15 protein-coding genes and 2 pseudogenes are annotated in these 15,931 nt (G+C 66.2%); 8 read left to right on the forward strand and 9 right to left on the reverse strand.

Features of this window, described 5'->3' with window-relative positions:
* Nucleotides 1-295 precede the first annotated feature (295 nt).
* The 5 genes from Q0693_RS02110 to aceB all read right to left on the reverse strand — a co-directional run bounded on the left by Q0693_RS02110 (nucleotide 296) and on the right by aceB (nucleotide 6,925).
* A complete protein-coding gene (locus Q0693_RS02110) occupies nucleotides 296-1,516 on the reverse strand; it encodes a glycerate kinase (protein ID WP_298628806.1) in 1,221 nt (406 codons plus the stop codon).
* A 19-nt stretch (nucleotides 1,517-1,535) separates the two neighbouring features.
* On the reverse strand, nucleotides 1,536-2,819 hold the full coding sequence (gene glcF / locus Q0693_RS02115) for a glycolate oxidase subunit GlcF (protein WP_298628807.1): 1,284 nt from the start codon (nucleotides 2,817-2,819) through the stop codon (nucleotides 1,536-1,538).
* Nucleotides 2,820-2,824: 5 nt separating this feature from the next.
* Nucleotides 2,825-3,871, reverse strand: coding sequence for an FAD-binding protein (locus Q0693_RS02120; RefSeq protein WP_298628808.1), 1,047 nt, complete (start codon nucleotides 3,869-3,871; stop codon nucleotides 2,825-2,827).
* Nucleotides 3,864-5,288 carry an FAD-linked oxidase C-terminal domain-containing protein gene (locus Q0693_RS02125; RefSeq protein WP_298628809.1) on the reverse strand — a complete coding sequence of 475 codons (1,425 nt, stop codon included), beginning with the start codon at nucleotides 5,286-5,288 and terminating at the stop codon, nucleotides 3,864-3,866. The genes Q0693_RS02120 and Q0693_RS02125 overlap by 8 nt, the downstream gene beginning before the upstream one ends.
* A gap of 74 nt (nucleotides 5,289-5,362) precedes the next feature.
* Nucleotides 5,363-6,925 carry a malate synthase A gene (gene aceB / locus Q0693_RS02130; protein WP_298628810.1) on the reverse strand — a complete coding sequence of 521 codons (1,563 nt, stop codon included), beginning with the start codon at nucleotides 6,923-6,925 and terminating at the stop codon, nucleotides 5,363-5,365.
* 98 nt (nucleotides 6,926-7,023) lie between these two features.
* On the opposite strand from aceB, the gene Q0693_RS02135 reads away from it, so the two are divergent.
* From Q0693_RS02135 to Q0693_RS02150, 4 genes and pseudogenes are all read left to right on the forward strand, one after another.
* Nucleotides 7,024-7,782, forward strand: coding sequence for an IclR family transcriptional regulator (locus tag Q0693_RS02135; protein WP_298628811.1), 759 nt, complete (start codon nucleotides 7,024-7,026; stop codon nucleotides 7,780-7,782).
* Between the two features lie 47 nt (nucleotides 7,783-7,829).
* Nucleotides 7,830-8,165, forward strand: a pseudogene (locus tag Q0693_RS02140) (helix-turn-helix transcriptional regulator); the annotation flags it as partial.
* The gene (locus tag Q0693_RS02145; protein ID WP_298628813.1) at nucleotides 8,162-9,475 is read left to right on the forward strand and encodes a dipeptidase; all 1,314 of its coding nucleotides are present in this window, start codon (nucleotides 8,162-8,164) and stop codon (nucleotides 9,473-9,475) included. The pseudogene Q0693_RS02140 and the gene Q0693_RS02145, both read left to right, overlap by 4 nt.
* 5 nt (nucleotides 9,476-9,480) lie before the next feature.
* Nucleotides 9,481-10,410, forward strand: a complete 930-nt coding sequence (locus Q0693_RS02150) for a hypothetical protein (RefSeq protein ID WP_298628814.1) — start codon at nucleotides 9,481-9,483, stop codon at nucleotides 10,408-10,410.
* Here Q0693_RS02150 and Q0693_RS02155 read toward each other — a convergent pair.
* Entirely contained in the window at nucleotides 10,363-11,157 is a 795-nt protein-coding gene (locus tag Q0693_RS02155; protein ID WP_243032420.1) for a 2-phosphosulfolactate phosphatase, read from the reverse strand. The two genes, Q0693_RS02150 and Q0693_RS02155, sit on opposite strands and share 48 nt — an antisense overlap.
* Nucleotides 11,158-11,181: 24 nt before the next feature.
* Nucleotides 11,182-11,832: a Crp/Fnr family transcriptional regulator gene (locus Q0693_RS02160; protein ID WP_298628816.1), complete on the reverse strand. Its 651-nt coding sequence runs from the start codon at nucleotides 11,830-11,832 to the stop codon at nucleotides 11,182-11,184.
* Nucleotides 11,833-11,880: 48 nt separating this feature from the next.
* On the opposite strand from Q0693_RS02160, the gene Q0693_RS02165 reads away from it, so the two are divergent.
* The 4 genes from Q0693_RS02165 (at nucleotide 11,881) to Q0693_RS02180 (ending at nucleotide 15,042) form a co-directional block, all read left to right on the forward strand.
* The gene (locus Q0693_RS02165; protein ID WP_298628818.1) at nucleotides 11,881-12,510 is read left to right on the forward strand and encodes an ATP-binding cassette domain-containing protein; all 630 of its coding nucleotides are present in this window, start codon (nucleotides 11,881-11,883) and stop codon (nucleotides 12,508-12,510) included.
* A gap of 11 nt (nucleotides 12,511-12,521) precedes the next feature.
* Nucleotides 12,522-13,229, forward strand: a complete 708-nt coding sequence (locus Q0693_RS02170; RefSeq protein WP_298628820.1) for a purine-nucleoside phosphorylase — start codon at nucleotides 12,522-12,524, stop codon at nucleotides 13,227-13,229.
* A 1-nt stretch (nucleotide 13,230) separates the two neighbouring features.
* Entirely contained in the window at nucleotides 13,231-14,052 is an 822-nt protein-coding gene (locus tag Q0693_RS02175) for an enoyl-CoA hydratase-related protein (RefSeq protein ID WP_243032424.1), read from the forward strand.
* Nucleotides 14,053-14,166: 114 nt separating this feature from the next.
* Nucleotides 14,167-15,042 carry an HD domain-containing protein gene (locus Q0693_RS02180; RefSeq protein WP_298628823.1) on the forward strand — a complete coding sequence of 292 codons (876 nt, stop codon included), beginning with the start codon at nucleotides 14,167-14,169 and terminating at the stop codon, nucleotides 15,040-15,042.
* A 17-nt stretch (nucleotides 15,043-15,059) separates the two neighbouring features.
* On the opposite strand, the gene Q0693_RS02185 is transcribed toward Q0693_RS02180, so the two are convergent.
* Entirely contained in the window at nucleotides 15,060-15,497 is a 438-nt protein-coding gene (locus Q0693_RS02185; protein ID WP_298628825.1) for a DUF2267 domain-containing protein, read from the reverse strand.
* A gap of 129 nt (nucleotides 15,498-15,626) precedes the next feature.
* Nucleotides 15,627-15,931, reverse strand: a pseudogene (locus Q0693_RS02190) (long-chain fatty acid--CoA ligase); the annotation flags it as partial.

Genomic DNA, 15,931 nt, shown 5'->3' on the forward strand with positions numbered 1-15,931 from the left:
ACCCTGGGCCCCGGCGCACCACGTGGAAGTCGCAATAGGGGCAAAGGGTGGGGCAGAAGGGGACGTGGACGTAAAGGCTAGCCATGGGATGGGCTACTCCTGGCGCAAGGAAGACCTTGCGCCCCTCTAGGGCGGGAAAGGGCTGCGCTCCCTAGCCTTGGAGAGGCCTTCCCAAACCCGAAGGGTCGGGTAGGCCGGCGCTGCCATGAAGGGGGGCCCTCGCTTGGCGTACTGGCCTCACCCCGGGCTCGGCTGCCCTAGAGGATGGCCTCCAGGCCCTGGGTGCCCCACTCCCTCAGTCTACAAGGAGAAGGCGGAAGTCGTTGAGGTTGGTGCCGGTGGGCCCGGTGTTGAGGAGGGTTCCCGCCCGTTGGAAAAATCCCAGGCTATCGTTGGCCTCCAGATGGGGCCTGGGGTCCAGGCCCAGGTCCCAGACCTCTGGGGTGAGGAGGGCCCCCGCGGCGCCTGAAGGCCCGTCCAACCCGTCGGAGTCGGCGGCCAGGGCGTAGAGGGGGGCTTGGAGGTGGGCATAGAGGGAAAGGAGGAACTCCAGGTTCCGGCCCCCTAGCCCCTTTCCCCTTACGTGCACCTGGGCCTCGCCACCGGAAAGGAGGAAAAGGGGCTTGCGGAAGGGAAGCCCCTGGGTGCGGATGGTGTCCACCAGCTCCGCGTGGAAGCGGGCTAAGGCCCGGGCCTCCCCGCCAAAGCGGTCGGAGAGGATCACCGCCCGATGGCCTTCTCCGCGTAGAAACCTCTGGGCGGCCCTTAGGAGGTCCAGGTTGCGCCCGGCGATCCGGGAGGAGAGGCGCTTCAGGGCCGGATCTTGGGGCTTCAGGGTCTCGGGAAGCCGGCCTGTAAGCCCCTGGTGCAGCACCCTTCGGGCCTCAGGGAAGGCCAGGCCATACCGGTCCAGGATGGCCAGGGCCTCCCGGTAGGTGCTGGGGTCGGGGTGGAAGGGGCCCGAGGCCACCACGCTGGGATCGTCTCCCGGCACATCGGAAAGGAGCAGGACCTGGACCCGGGCCCGGGTGGCCAAAAGAAGCCTTCCTCCCTTCACCTGGGAAAGGTGCTTGCGCACGGCGTTGACCTCCCCGATGCTGGCCCCGCTCTTTAGAAGGGCCTCCGTAAGGGCCCGTTTTTCCTCCAGGGAAATCCCCAGGGGAAGGCACCACAGGGCGCTTCCCCCACCCGAGACCAAAGCCAAGACCCGGGCCTTGGGGGAAAGCCCCTTAAGGAGCTCCAAAACCTCCTGGGCCGCCCTTAGGCTTTCCCCATCGGGCAGAGGATGGCCAGCGAAGAGGGCCTTTAGCCCCAAGGCCTCCTGCCCCTTGGGTAGGGTGAGGTGGTAGGGCACTTCCCCATAGCGGTCCAAGGCGGCCTTCAGCATCCAGGCGGCTCCCTTGCCCACCGCCAGGATGAGGTGGGGCTTGGCCCTGGGGAGGGCCTTAAGGGTGAGGCGGTAGGGGTGGGCCTCCTCGAGGGCCTTGTGCAAGGTGGCCAGGAGGAGGGTTTTCACCGTCCCAGCCTCCCTTGGCCTAGGAGGCCAGTGTGGCCCCCTTTTCCCTGGGGTCCTGGCCTAGATAGAGCATCTCCAGGAGTTCTGCGGTGTGCAGGATGGGGATACCCCTTTCCAGATAGGCCTGGATCTGGGTGAGGCAGCCGATGTTGCCCGAGACCACCAGGTGGGGCTCCGTGGCCCTCAGGTTCTCCGCTTTCCTTCGGCCCAGAACCTCGGCGATTTCCGGCTGGAACAGGTTGTAGGTGCCGGCGCTCCCGCAACAGATCTCCCACTCCTTGGGCTCCAGCACCTCTAGGCCAGCGGCTTTGAGGACCCTCCGCGGCGCCTCCCGCACCCCTTGGGCGTGGGCCAGGTGGCAGGCGTCGTGGTAGGCCACCCGCAAGGGTGGCTTTGGGGGAGGTGGAGGGGTGAAGCCCACCTCTTCCAGGATGACGGTGAGGTCCTTCACCTTGGCGGCCAGGGCCCGGGCCTCCTCCTCTTCCGGTTCCCCCAGGAAGAGGAGGGGATACTCCTTCATCCCCGAGCCACAGCCGGCGGCGTTGGTGACCACGTAGTCCACGTTCCGGAAGGCCTTTAGGTTTTGCCGGGCTAGGGCCTTGGCCCCCTCCTTGTCCCCGGCGTGGAGGTTTAGCGCCCCGCAACAGACCTGCTCCCTCACGGCCACCACCTCCACCCCGTTTTCCTGCAGGACCCGGATGGTGGCCCGGTTGATGGCGGGCCTTAAGACCCGCTGGGCGCACCCCAAAAGGAGGCCCACCCGGGCTTTCGTCACCCCCTTGGCGGGGTAGACCTCCTGGTAGGGATCCTCCTTGGGCAGGTGGTCGGGAAGGAGGGCGATGGGGGCCTTTAGGGCCTTGGGCAGGGGGAGGGGTTGGAGGAGGGGTTTCAACCGGCTTCCCAGCTGGGCCAGGGGCCGAAAGCGCTCCGGGTAGGGGAGGAGGCGGAGGAGGGTTTGGCGGTATACCCCCTCCAGGGGGTAGCGGTGGCGTTTCCCCTCCGTGTGCAGGCGAAACGTGGCGATGAGTTCCCCGTAGGGAACGCCGCTGGGGCAGGCGGTGACGCAGGCTTGGCAGGCCAAGCACCGGTCCAGATAGGGGAGGGTTTCCTCCAGGGGAAGGTTCCCCTCGAGGACCTCCTTCATGAGGAAGATGCGGCCCCTAGGGGAGTCCATCTCCTCTCCCAGGACCAGGTAGGTGGGGCAGGTGGGGAGGCAGAAGCCGCAGTGGACGCAGGCCTCTATGGCGTGGGCCATCACCTCTCCTTCCTGGCCCAAGGTTTCCACGGGGATGCGGTGCTGCATGTTCTCTACCCTAAGGGAAACCGGCCCTTGGGGTCTAGGGCCCTCTTGATGGGGGCGAAGAAGGCTTCCGGCGGCGAGGGGAAAAGGACCTCCTGGGCCCCCCTTAGGACCAGATGGGGGATTCCCCCATCCCGTAAGGCCTTTAGGCCATGGGGTTCCAAACCGGCATAGAGAAGATCTCCCCCTGCCAGGTAGCGCCTAGGCCCTAGGGGGAGGCTTTCCAGATGGGGAATCAGGTCCAGGCGGGAAGGCACCTTCACCCAGATGGGGCTTCCTTCCAGGAAGGCCAGGTTCCTGACCCCTTCCCAATGGGCCTCGTCCTCCCGGAGCACCTCCCCTTCCCTTTGCAGAAGGCTTTGTAGCCGCTGGACCCGTTTTTCCAGGCTCTCGGGGAATCCCCCCAGCCGGATCTCCAAGATGGCTGGAGGCACCAGGTCTAAGGCCAGGAGATCCAGGGGCAGGGTCCTGAGGTCCTCGAGGACCGCCAGGGCTTCCGCCGTATGGGCCAAGCCCACCCTCAGGGTTCGGGTGGCCCGGGGGTAGGGGAAGACCTTAAAGGAAAGCTCCACCATAACGCCAAAAGCGCCTAGGGAACCCACCATAAGGCGGTGGAAGGGGAAGCCGGCGGCGTTTTTCACCACCTTGCCCCCTCCCCGCACCACCCTTCCCTCCCCGTCCACGAAGCGCACCCCCAGGATGAAGTCCCTGAGGCCCCCAAACCGTTCCCGCATGGGGCCAGAAAGCCCCGCCGCCACCGTGCCGCCCAGGGTGGCTCCCTGTTCCACCAGGGGTGGGTGGAAGGGCAGGTACTGGCCGTGGGCCCGTAGGGTCTCCTCGAGCTCCTTGAGGGGGGTACCGGCGTAGGCGGTGAAGACGAACTCCTCCGGGGCGTACTCCAGGATGCCCCGGAGGCCCGAGAGGTTGAGGAGGGTTTCCCCTTCCTGGGGGCTGGATAGGGCCGGTTTGCTCCCGCCTCCCTTGGGGCGCAGGCGGGGGTGGGTGCGCACGGCTTCCCGCACTTCTTCCAGGGAAGAGGGGAAAATCTCAGGCATAGAGCTCTCCCAGGTCGGTTTTCAGGCCCCCTTGATGGGGGCTTTGCCCGTAGCCCGGGAGCACCTTGCCCCGGTTGGCCAGGCCCTTGGGGTCCAGGGCCTCCTTCACCCGTTCCATGGCCAGGAGGTCTTCGGGAGCGAACATCTCCGGCATATACCCCTTCTTCTCCACCCCGATGCCGTGCTCCCCGGTCAAGGACCCCCCCAGGCGCACGCAAAGCTTGAGGATCTCCCCGGCCAACTCCTCGGCCCGTTCCAGCTCCCCCGGCTTCTTGCCGTCGTAGAGGACCAAGGGGTGAAGGTTCCCATCCCCGGCGTGGAAGACGTTGGCCACCCTAAGGCCGTAGGCCTGGGAAAGCCTGCCGATCTCCCTTAGGGCCTCGCCCAGGCGGCTTCGGGGCACCACGCCGTCTTGGACGAGGTAATCGGGGGAAAGCCTTCCCACGGCGCTGAAGGCAGCCTTACGCCCCTTCCAGATGGCCTGGCGTTCCGCCTCGCTTTGGGCGATGCGCACCTCGGTGGCCCCGCTTTCCCCGATCACCTGGGCCAGGAGCTTGGCCTCCTCCTCCACCTCCTCCTTGGGGCCCTCCAGCTCCACGATGAGAAGGGCTTCCACCTGGGGGTAGCCTGCCTTCACCGCCGCCTCGGCGGCCTCAATACTCAGGCGGTCCATGATCTCCATGGCCCCAGGGAGAAGCCCGCTTTGGATCACCTGGCTCACCGCGTTGCCCGCGGCCTCGAGGCTCCCATAGGCGGCCAGAAGGGTGTGGTAGGCCTCGGGTTTGGGAAGGAGCCTCAGGGTGATCTCCAGGGCTACCCCCAAAAGCCCCTCGGTGCCCACGAAGAAGCCGTGCAGGTCAGGCCCTACGCCCTCCAGGCTTGGCCCGCCCAGGTGGACCACCTCCCCCTTAGGGGTGACCACCTCCAGGGCCAGCACATGGTTGGCCGTCATCCCGTACTTCAGGCAGTGGGCCCCGCCGGAGTTGAAGGCCACGTTCCCCCCGAGGGTGGAGATGGGTTGGCTGGAGGGGTCAGGGGCGTAGTAGAGGCCAAAAGGGGCTGCCCGCCGGGAAACCTCCAGGTTCACCACCCCGGGTTCCACCACGGCGATGCGGGCCTTGGGGTCCAGGCGGAGGATGCGGTTCATGCGGTTTAGGGCAAGGACCAGGCCCCCTTCCACGGGCAAGGAACCTCCCGAGAGGCTGGTGCCGCTTCCCCGGGCCACGAAGGGCACGCCATGGCGGTAACAAAGGCGCACCGCCTCCACCACCTCCTCCTTCCGCTCGGGAAGCACCACGGCCAAGGGGCGCTTGCGGTAGGCGGTGAGGGCGTCGGACTCGTAAGGGGCCAGCTCTGCCTCCTTGGTGAGGAGCCTTCCCGGGGGGAAGAGGGCCCTAAGCTCTTCCAAAAAGCCCATGGTTACCTCCTCCTTCACTTTACCGGAAGGGGCGGGGGCCTACCCCACCCCTTCCTGGCCCGGGCGGGCCGGGCTCAGTCCAGGTACTCGTAGGCCACCAGGGTCAGGAACTCAATGAACTCCTCGGAGAGGACCAGCTTGTCCAGGATTTCCTCGGCCTCCCGGTAGCGGCCAGCCTCCCGCCCTCCCAGCTTGGCCAGCTCCTCTTCCTTGATCTGTTGGTAAAGCTCGGGGGTGACCGTGCGGCCGTCCTCGAGGGTAGCCCCCCGGTGCACCCACTGCCAAAGCTGGGCCCGGCTGATCTCGGCGGTGGCGGCATCCTCCATGAGGTTGTAGATGGCGGCGGCCCCGTTGCCCAGAAGCCACTGGTTCAGGTACTGGAGGGCCACGGAGATGTTGTTGCGCAGGCCCGCCTCCGTCACCCTGCCCCCCGGGACCTCAAAGTTCAGGAGGTCCTCCGCCCTCACCTGGACGTCCTCCCGCTTCACGTGCTTCTGGTGGGGCTTATCCCCCAGGTGGCGGTCAAAGACCTCCATGGCCACAGGCACCAGGTCGGGGTGGGCCACCCAGGTGCCGTCAAAGCCCTGGGAGGCCTCCCGCTCCTTATCGGCCCGCACCTGCTGGAAGGCCCTTTCGTTCACCTCGGGGTCCTTGCGGCTGGGGATGAAGGCGGCCATGCCCCCGATGGCGTGGGCCCCATGGATGTGGCAGGACCTCACCAGAAGATCGGTGTAGGCCCTCATGAAGGGCACGGTCATGGTGACCTGGGCCCGGTCGGGGAAGATGGGGGCGGTGGTGGCGAACTTCTTGATACAGCTGAAGATGTAGTCCCAGCGGCCCGCGTTGAGCCCGGCGGCGTGCTCCTTGAGCTCGTAAAGGATTTCCTCCATTTCCAAGGCCGCCAGGATGGTTTCAATGAGCACCGTGGCCCGGATGGTGCCCCGGGGGATGCCCAGGTAGTCCTGGGCGAAGTGGAAAACCTGGTTCCAAAGCCGGGCCTCCAGGTGGCTTTCCAGCTTGGGCAGGTAGAAGTAGGGGCCGCTACCCCGCCTGAGGAGCTCGTGGGCGTTGTGGAAGAAGTAAAGGCCGAAGTCAAAGAGGCTGGCCGAGACCGGTTCCCCGTCCACCCGCACGTGCTTTTCCACCAGGTGCCAGCCTCGAGGCCGGACCACCAAGGTGGCCACCTTGTCCTTAAGCCGGTACGCTTTCCCTTCGGGGCTCACGAAGTCAATCTGGCGGCGGATGGCGTCGTAGAGGTTTTTCTGCCCTTGGATCACGTTGTCCCAGGTGGGGGAGAGGGCGTCCTCAAAGTCGGCCATGAAGACCTTGGCCCCGGAGTTCAGGGCGTTCACGATCATCTTGCGGTCCACGGGGCCGGTGATCTCCACCCGGCGGTCCAGAAGGTCCGGGGGGGCTTCCGCCACCTGCCAGGACCCACCCCGCACAAAGGCGGTTTCCTGGGGAAAGTCCGGCTTTTCCCCGGCCTTAAACCGTTCCCAAAGGATTTTCCTGCGCTCCAGGAGGGCCTTGCGCACGGGGTTGAACTCCCGGTGCAGGGCCACCACGAACCTCAAGGCCTCTTCCGTGAGCACCTCCCCTAAGAGGGGATGGTCTTTAAGGATCTCCACGCCCTTCATGGTGGCCCGAGCTTAAGGGGGAGGCGGGTTATTTGTCAAGAAGCAAAATGTTATTTTGCAAGTTGAAAAATAACCCAGAGGGGGTTACCCTAAGGGGGATGCCAAGACCTCGGGAAAGGGGAGCCCAAGGCACCAAGACCCTGGAGCGGGGCCTTCAGGTTTTGGAGGCCCTGGCGGAGTTGAAGGAAGCGGAGCTTTCCCCCTTAGCCAGGAGGACGGGGTTCCACAAGAGCACCCTTTACCGCTTCCTCCAGACCCTGGTTCGCCACGGCTTCGTGGAGGAGGAGGGTGGGGTGTACCGGGTGGGCCCCAAGGCCTTTGCCGTGGGCCAGGTCTATCCGAGGCAGAACCTGCTGCTTGCGGTGCGTTCGGAGATGGAGGCCCTGGCGGCGGAAACGGGGGAGAGCGTGAACCTGGCGGTGCCCGCAGGGCAGGAGGTCCTCTACCTGGACCAGGCGGAGGGGAGCAGGCTGGTGCGCCTCTTCACCGCTCCCGGAAGCCGGGCCCCTTTGCACGCCACGGGGGTGGGGAAGGTGCTCCTGGCCTTCCGGGGGATTCCCGAGGGGCTTTCCCTGGCCCCCTACACCCCCTATACCCTTACCCGCCTCGAGGACCTAAGGCGGGAACTGGAGGCCGTACGCCAGAAAGGGTATGCCCTGGACAACGAGGAAAAGGAGCTGGGGGTGCGTTGTGTGGCGGCTCCCGTCTTCGGCCCCAGCGGCCAGGTGGTGGCGGCCCTTTCCCTTTCCGCCCCCGCAAGCCGCCTTTCCCTGGAGGAGGCCCACCGCCTGGCCCCCCGGGTGATGGAGGCGGCGCGGCGGGCTTCCTTGCGCCTAGGCTTTGTGCCTCCTTTATAATGAAAGCGGTTAGGAGGCTTTAGCGGAGGGAGCTAAAGGCCATGGACAAGGACCGTCCCGTGTACGTGATCTCTGTGGCGGCGGAGCTGTTGGAGATGCACCCCCAGACCCTGAGGCTGTACGAGCGGAAGGGGCTCATCAAGCCGAAGCGGTCGGGTGGGAAGACCCGGCTTTACTCGGAGCGGGACATTGAGAAGCTTAGGGAGATCCGCCGCCTGACGCAGGAGCTGGGGGTGAACCTGGCGGGGGTGGAGGAGATCATGCGGCTTAGGGCGGAGCTGGAGGCCCTGCAGGCCCGGTTTGAGGCCGAGGTGGCCCGGCTCAAGCTCCTCCTTCTGGAGGAGGGCAGGTCCTTCCCCGAAGAGGGTAGCATGGGGGCGTGAAGGCGCTAGAGCCCCTTTTGGAGTTCCTGTCCATCCCCTCGGTATCCACCGACCCGGCCCGAAAGGAAGACCTTCGCAAGGCGGCCCTCTGGCTTGCCGAGAGGCTTAGGGAGCGGGGTTTCCACACCGAGCTCCAGGAGACCCCCCTGCATCCCATCCTTTACGCCGAGCGCTTCCTGGACCCCAAGGCCCCCACGGTTCTGGTCTATGGCCACTACGACGTCCAGCCCCCGGATCCCCTGGAGCTGTGGGAAACCCCCCCCTTCGTCCCCACGGTGCGGGAAGGAAAGGTGTACGCCCGGGGGGCCTCCGACGACAAGGGGCAGCTTTGGGCCCAGGTGGCGGCCCTCGAGGACCTGCCCGCCCGGGTGAACGTGAAGCTGTTGGTGGAAGGGGAGGAGGAGATCGGCAGCCCGAGCCTTCTTCCCTTCGTGCGGGAGCACCGGGAGAGGCTCAAAGCCGACGTGGTCCTTATCTCCGATGGGGCCATGTTCGCCCCCCTCACCCCCACCCTCACCTATGGCCTACGGGGCCTGGCCTACCTGGAGGTGCGCCTGAGGGGGGCCCGGCGGGACCTGCACTCCGGAAGTTTCGGCGGCGTGGCTCCCAACCCCATCCAAGCCATTGGGTGGATTCTATCTAAGTTAAAGGACGAGAAAACCGGGAGGATCCTGGTTCCCGGCCTTTACGACCGGGTTCGGCCGGTTTCGGAGGAGGAGAAAGGGCTCTGGCCCTCCTTGGACGAGGAGGCCTTGAAGAGGGAGCTTGGGGTGGAGGTGTTGCCTGGGGAGGAGGGCTTTAGCCCCTTGGAGAGGCTTTGGACCCGGCCCACCCTGGACCCGAATGGCATCTGGGGAGGGTACCAGGGGGAGGGCTCCAAGACGGTGATCCCCGCCGAGGCGGGCTTCAAGGTTTCCTTGCGCCTGGTGCCGGACCAGGACCCGGAGGAGGTGGGGGACTTGGTGGAGGCCTATTTGCGGGGGATCTGCCCGCCCGGTTACACCATGGAGATCCTCCGCCTCCACGGGGGCAAACCCGTTCTCACCGACCCCTTTAGCCCCCCCATGCGCCTCATGGCCCAGGCCCTGGAGGAGGTCTGGGGCAGGCCTCCGGTGTACACCCGGGAAGGCGGGAGCATCCCGGTGGTGGCGGAACTCCAAGAGGCTTTGGGAGCTCCCATCGTCCTCTTGGGCTTGGGGCTTCCCGACGACAACCTCCACGCCCCCAACGAGAAGTTTGACCTGGTGAACCTGGAGAAGGGCATCGCTACGCTAAGGCGCTTCTACGGGCTTTTGGCCCAAGGGGGCTAGGCGGGGTGGGGAGCCTCTGGGAGCGCTACCAGCTTCCCCTGTACCTGGGGGCGGCCCTGCTGGGGGTGGCCTTGGGGTTGGCCCTCCCTGGGCTTGCCCCTTGGGGCGAGGCCCTGCTCTGGCCAGCGTTGGCCGTTTTGCTCTTCTTCACCTTTTTGCCGGTACCCTTTCGCGCCCTGCGCCAAGCCTTCCGCGACCGGGCCTTTCTCCTGGCGGGGCTGGTGGGGAACTTCCTCCTGGTGCCCCTGGCGGTCTACGGCCTCCTCCACCTCCTGCCTCCGGAACCGGGGCTTCGCCTGGGGGTGGCCTTGGTCCTCCTGGTGCCCTGCACCGACTGGTTTTTGGCCTTTAGCTACCTGGGCCGGGGGGATATGGCCCGGGCCCTGGTCCTGACGCCCCTGAACCTCCTCCTGCAACTCGCCCTTCTGCCCCTTTACCTTCTGCTGTTCTTCGTGGAGGGGCTATCGGCCTACCACCCGGACCCAGACATCCTGGTGGGGGCGGGCCTGGTGGTCCTCCTGCCCCTTTTCCTGGCCTTCTGGGTACAGGGCCGCCCCTGGGGAAAGGCGCTGGTGTCCCGGACCACCTCCTGGCCCGTGCCCCTTCTGGCCCTGGTGGTCTTCCTGGTGGCCCTGGGGCATGCGGGCCTTTTGCCGGGGCTATGGGGGTATGTTCTCCCCTTGCTTGGGGTGTTTGTCCTGTACCTGGTCTTGGTCTTGGGCTTGGCCCTTTCCCTGGCCCGTCTATTCCGCCTTCCCCCCAAGGCGGGCAGGACCCTGGCCTTCAGCCTGGGCACCCGGAACTCCTTTTTGGTGCTCCCCTTAAGCCTGGCCGTACCCGAGGCGGGCCTGGCTCCCTTGGTCATCGTGTTCCAGTCCCTGGTGGAGCTACTGGGGATGGTCCTTTTCCTGCGCCTGGTTCCCCGGCTGCTTTAGGGTTTCGGGGACGGCCCGCTTGGCCACCCCGAAGGGGGCCACCTTGAAGATGAGGGCCTCCCCCACCCGGCCCGTGAGGACGGGGACCACGGCGCTCTTGGCCACCTGGGCACAGAAGGGCACGTCGGCCTCGAGGCCCACCCCTTTGAGGGCCGAGGCGGCGGCGGAGAGGGTGAGGGCCTCCAGGGGGTCCTGGAAGTGGCGCTTCACCGCCAAGGCGATCCTGGCCCCATCCTCGGGTTCCACTTCCCCCAGAAGGCCCAGGTACTCCGCCAGGACCCCGGCGGTGTAGAGGTCGTCCAGGCCCACCCGCCCCTCCTTGCCGGCAGCCAGGATGGCCACCTCCTCCGTGGCCAGCTCCCGGGCCAGGCGGGCGGCGGCGTGGGCGTTAAAGAGGGAGGCCAGGAGCACGTGCTTGGCGGTCCTTGCGGCCACGTGGGCGGCCTTGGTGCCGTTGGTGGTGCTCATCACCACGGTCTTGCCTCCCACCGGGGCCTCGAGGGCCTCCCGGGGGGAGTTCCCCAGGTCAAACCCCGGGGGCTTTAACCCCCCCACCTCCCCCGCCAGGAGCACGTCCCGGTCCTTGAAGGTCCGGGCGGCCTCGAGGCTGGGCACCAGGTACAAGGCCTCCGCCCCGGCCTCCAGGAAGCAGACGGCGGTGGTGGTGGAGCGGATCACATCCACCACCAGGACCACATCGGGGTAGACCAACCCCTCCGTGGGGAGAACGTCCACCTTCAAGCGCATGGAAGGTCCTCCGACTCGGTTTCCTCAGACCAGGCCAAAGGCCACCTCCTCCAAAAGCCTGGGGTCCGCCACCTCCACCATCCCTGCGGAGAGCCGCAGGATGCCCTGGTCTTTTAGCTGGTGGAGGACCCGGGTGGTGGTCTCCCGGCTCACCCCGGCCAGGGCCGCCAGGTCCTGGTGGCGGAGCTGGAAGTGGGGTCCCTGTCCTTGGCGGAGAAGCTTTAAGAGGGCGTAGGCCACGCGGCTTCTGGCCTCCTCAAAGGCCAGAAGGTCCAGCTCCAGGTTGAGTTCCCGCAGGCGGTGGGCGAGGATCTTGGCCAGGTTGTGGGCGAAGAGGGGAAGGCGGCGGATGAGCCCAAAGTAGGTCTCCCGGTAAAGGACCAGAAGAAGGGTGTCCTCCTCCGCTACGGCGCTGGCGCTTCGTTCCCCCCCGTCCAAAAGGCTCATCTCCCCGAAGACCTCCCCGGGCCCTAGGAACCCCAGGATCTTTTCCTGGCCTCCCAGATGGGTGCGGTAGAGGCGCACCCAACCCTCCTCCACCAGGTAAAGGGCCTGGCCCAGGTCCCCCTGGTGGAAGATGGGTTTACCCTTGGGGTAGGCCAAGGGTTGGAAGTAGGAGCGGGCCAGATGGATCTCCTCCGGGCCCATATCCTGGAAAAGAGGGGATGCGGGCATCGGCCTTACTCTAACCGAGGCTTCATCTTTTGCCTAGAGGATTAGAAGGTGGACCCGGTCCTGGAGGCGGTAGGCCTGGGATTCTCCTACGGGAACGGCCACCTTTTCCGGGGGGTTTCCCTAAGGTTAGGCCCCGGGGAGGCCCTGGCCGTCTTGGGCCCCTCGGGGAGCGGCAAAACCACCCTCCTGCATCTCCTGGCGGGGCTTTTGCCCCTGCAGGAGGGGGAGGTGTACTGGGAGGGAGCCCCCATCCGGGGCCTTCCCGAGGGGGTGTTGGCCAGGAAACGGCTCCGTTTCATGGGCCTTGTCTTTCAGCACCACTTCCTCTTCCCAGAGCTCACCGCCTTGGAGAACGTGCTGGCCCCCGGCTACCTGGCAGGCCAGGTGGACCGGGGCCATGCCCTTTGGTTCCTTTCCCGGCTGGGCCTTAGGGAACGGGCGGATTTCCTTCCCCAAAGGCTTTCGGGTGGGGAGCGGCAGCGGGTGGCGGTGGCCCGGGCCCTTTACCTTAGGCCCAGGCTCCTCTTGGCGGACGAGCCCACCGCTAGCCTGGACCGCACCCAGGCCAAAGAGGTGCTCAGGCTCATGGAGGAGCTGGCCCAGGAGGTGGGGGCAGCCCTCCTTCTTTCCACCCATGACGAGGCCTTGGTGGAAGGCTTGCCCACCTTGCGCCTTTAAAATGGGGCGGTATGAGCCCCATCCACGTGCGGGGAGCCAAAGGAGATGTGGCCGAAAAGGTGCTTCTGCCGGGGGACCCGGGCCGGGCGGAGTGGATCGCCAAGACGTTTCTAGAGGAACCCCGGCTTTACACCTCGCACCGGGGCCTTTTGGGCTTCACCGGGCGGTACCGGGGGGTGCCGGTTTCCGTGCAGACCACGGGCATGGGGGCCCCTTCCGCCAGCATTGTGGCCGAGGAGTTGGTGAGCCTGGGGGCCAGGGTGCTGCTTAGGGTGGGCACCTGTGGGGCGGTGGACGAGGGCCTGGCCCCCGGGGACCTGGTGATCCCCCAGGGGGCCATACCCTTGGACGGGGCCACCCGGCAGTACCTGGAGGGCCGCCCCTACGCTCCCGTGCCCGATGCCCATCTCTTCCAAGCCCTTTGGACCAAGGCAAAGGAAAGGGGCTACCCCCACCATGTGGGGCTGGTGGCCACCGAGGATGCCTTCTACGCCACCACCCCGGAGGGCGCCCGGGCCTGGGCCCGGTACGGGGTTCTGGCCTTTGAGATGGAGGCCAGCGCCCTTTTCCTTCTGGGTAAGATGCGGGGCGTGCGCGCCGGGGCCGTCCTTGTGGTCTCCAACCGCATTGGCGATCCCGAGCTGGCGCCTCCTGAGGTGCTGCAGGAAGGCCTAAGGCGTATGGTGGAGGTGGCCCTCGAGGCCCTTTTGGAGGTGTAGCATGGCCCACGAGCACGAAGGCGAGCACGAGTTCATCCTGGAGATCCCCGAGTTTGCCCACCTTTCCTACGAGGTGGAGGAGGGCATCGCCCTGGTTACCCTAAGGCGGCCCGAGGCCCTAAACGCCCTCTCCCAGGACCTCTTGCGGGAGTTGGCCGAGGTGGCCGAGGTCATCCATCAGGACCCCGAGGTCCGGGTGGCCATCTTCACCGGGGAGGGCAAGGCCTTTGCCGCCGGGGCCGACCTTAAGGAGATCGCCGCCCTAAAAGACCCCTTCACGGCCCGGGAGTACGCCCTTTTGGGGCAACAGGTCTTCGCGGAGATCGCCGCCTTGCCCCTTCCCACCATCGCCGCCATCCAGGGGTACGCCCTAGGGGGAGGGTTGGAACTGGCCTTGGCCTGCGACCTGAGGGTGGCTTCCAAGGACGCCAAGCTGGGCTTGCCCGAGGTGGGGCTTGGCCTCATCCCGGGCTTTGGCGGCACCCAGAGGCTTCCCCGGCTCATCGGCCGGGGCCGGGCCTTGGACCTCATCTTCACCGGGCGGCATGTGTCCGCGGAGGAGGCCTTGAGCCTGGGTCTGGTGAACCGGGTGGGGGAGAATGCTTTGGAGGAAGCCAAGAAGCTGGCCCAGAAGATCATGAAAAACGCCCCCATCGCCCTGGCCCTGGCCAAGGAGAGCGTGGTGCGGGGCGAGGGGCTGGACCTAGCCGAGGCCTTGGAGATTGAGGCGGACCTCTTCGGCTACGCTTCCGCCACGGAGGACATGAAGGAGGGGGTGCGGGCCTTCCTGGAGAAGCGGGCGCCCAACTTCAAGGGAGAGTAGGGGTTTCGCGGGCTTCCCAAGAGGCCGGTGGCCTCCTTCCCCCCTTTCTCGTGCGGGGCAAAGGGTGGGGAAGGCAGGTCTTCCCGGAGGGTGTGGTGTAAGGTAGAGATGCCCATGACGGGAGAGCGCGTTGTCCACGTGGCCAGCCCTAAGGCCAAGCTGTACGCCGAGGCCGACCAGTCCATTCGCGAGCGCCTAAAGGCCTTTCCCAAGGCCCTTAAGGCCTACGAGCTCCTCATCCAAGACCCCGAGGCCAGGGCCGGCTGGAACATGGCCAACTACATCACCATGCGCAAGCTGGGCTACAACGACCACGGCCGGGTCCACGCCCTCCTCACCGGGGCGGCCAGCGTGGCCATCCTGGCCCTTCTGGCCGAAGCGGGGGTGCGCTTGGACACGGTGGAGTCAGGGGCCGGGGAGCTGGAGGACGCCTACGTGGTGGTCCTCCTTGCCACCATGCTCCATGACCTGGGCAACCAGGTGCACCGGGACCACCACGAGGCCTTCGGCGTGTGCCTGGCCGCACCCATCCTGAACCGCATCCTGGAGAAGATCTACCCCGACCCCGAGCAGCGCACGGCCCTCAGGGCCCTGATCCTTCACGGGATTTACAGCCATGACCTCTCCCCAGAACCCCTCACCATAGAGGCCGGGGTCACCGCCGTGGCCGACGGCACCGACATCACCAAGGGCCGGGGGCGGAAGGCCTTCGCCCTGGGAAGCATCGACATCCACTCCATCAGCGCCTTGGCGGTGGACGAGGTGCGCATCCTGAAAGGGGAAAAGGTGCCCGTGGAGATCCAGGTGACCATGAACAACTCCGCGGGCATCTTCCAGGTGGAGGAAACCCTTACCAAGAAGGTGCTCCGTAGCCCCTTAAGGCCCTACGTGAGCGTGGTGGCCATGACCGAGGGCCATGGGGAACAGGACCAGCGCATCGTCCACCGGGTGCGCCTCCACGAGAGCGAGGACCGCTTCGTGCTGGACTGAGGCAGCCCTCGCCCGGATCAGGCCTGGGGCCAAAGCTCGCGGATCTCCTTGGGAAGCAGGTTCAGCACGTCCCGGATCTCCCCTTCGGAGACCTTATGAGAAAGCACCTTGAACACCGCCCGGGCGGCGGCCTCGGGGTCCAAGGCCGGTCCCGAAGGGGTCCTGAGCTCCCGGGCCACGTGGGCTAGGAAGGCTTCCTTGTGCCGCTCCTTAAGGGGTTTGCCCGTGGGGTCCCAACCCTCGTAGAAGAGGCCGCGGATGAGCATGGGAAGTTCGGCAGCCAGCTGGGCGGTTTCCTCCACGGTGAGGCGATCCCGTAGGGCATGAAGCACGGCCCTTAAGGCCATGTAGGCCCGATGGCGGTCCTCTATGCCCAGGTTTTCCATGATCTCCTTCAACCAACTATGGGTCTTGTGTATCGTGGTGTCGAAGACCTCGAGGCCGGTGGCGCTCATACCCTATCCCCCCTTTCCTTCTAGATCATCATACATCTTGAGTATGGCCATGTAAAGGGTCCGGACCTCCCCCGATCCCGGCAAGGAGGGCGGGCATCCTCAGGGCCCCTGGGGTTTTCGGCCCTGGCCCTACTTGGGCTGCTGCCTTGTCACCCCTTTGCTCAGCTCCCGCTTGAGGATCTTCCCCACGCTGGTCTTGGGGAGGCTATCGCGGAACTGGATGATGCGGGGGACCTTGTAGGCGGCCAGGTTTTCCCGGCAGAAGGCTTCTATGTCCTTTTCCGTTACCTTGCCCCGGTACTCCTCCTTGAGGACGAGGAAGGCGGCCACGGTTTCCCCGCGGTAAGGGTCGGGTACGCCCACCACGGCGGCTTCCTGGACGGCGGGATGCTGGTAGAGGACCTCTTCCACCTCGCGGGGGTAGATGTTGTAGC

The organism is uncultured Thermus sp. (assembly GCF_938010445.1).
Taxonomy (GTDB): domain Bacteria; phylum Deinococcota; class Deinococci; order Deinococcales; family Thermaceae; genus Thermus; species Thermus altitudinis.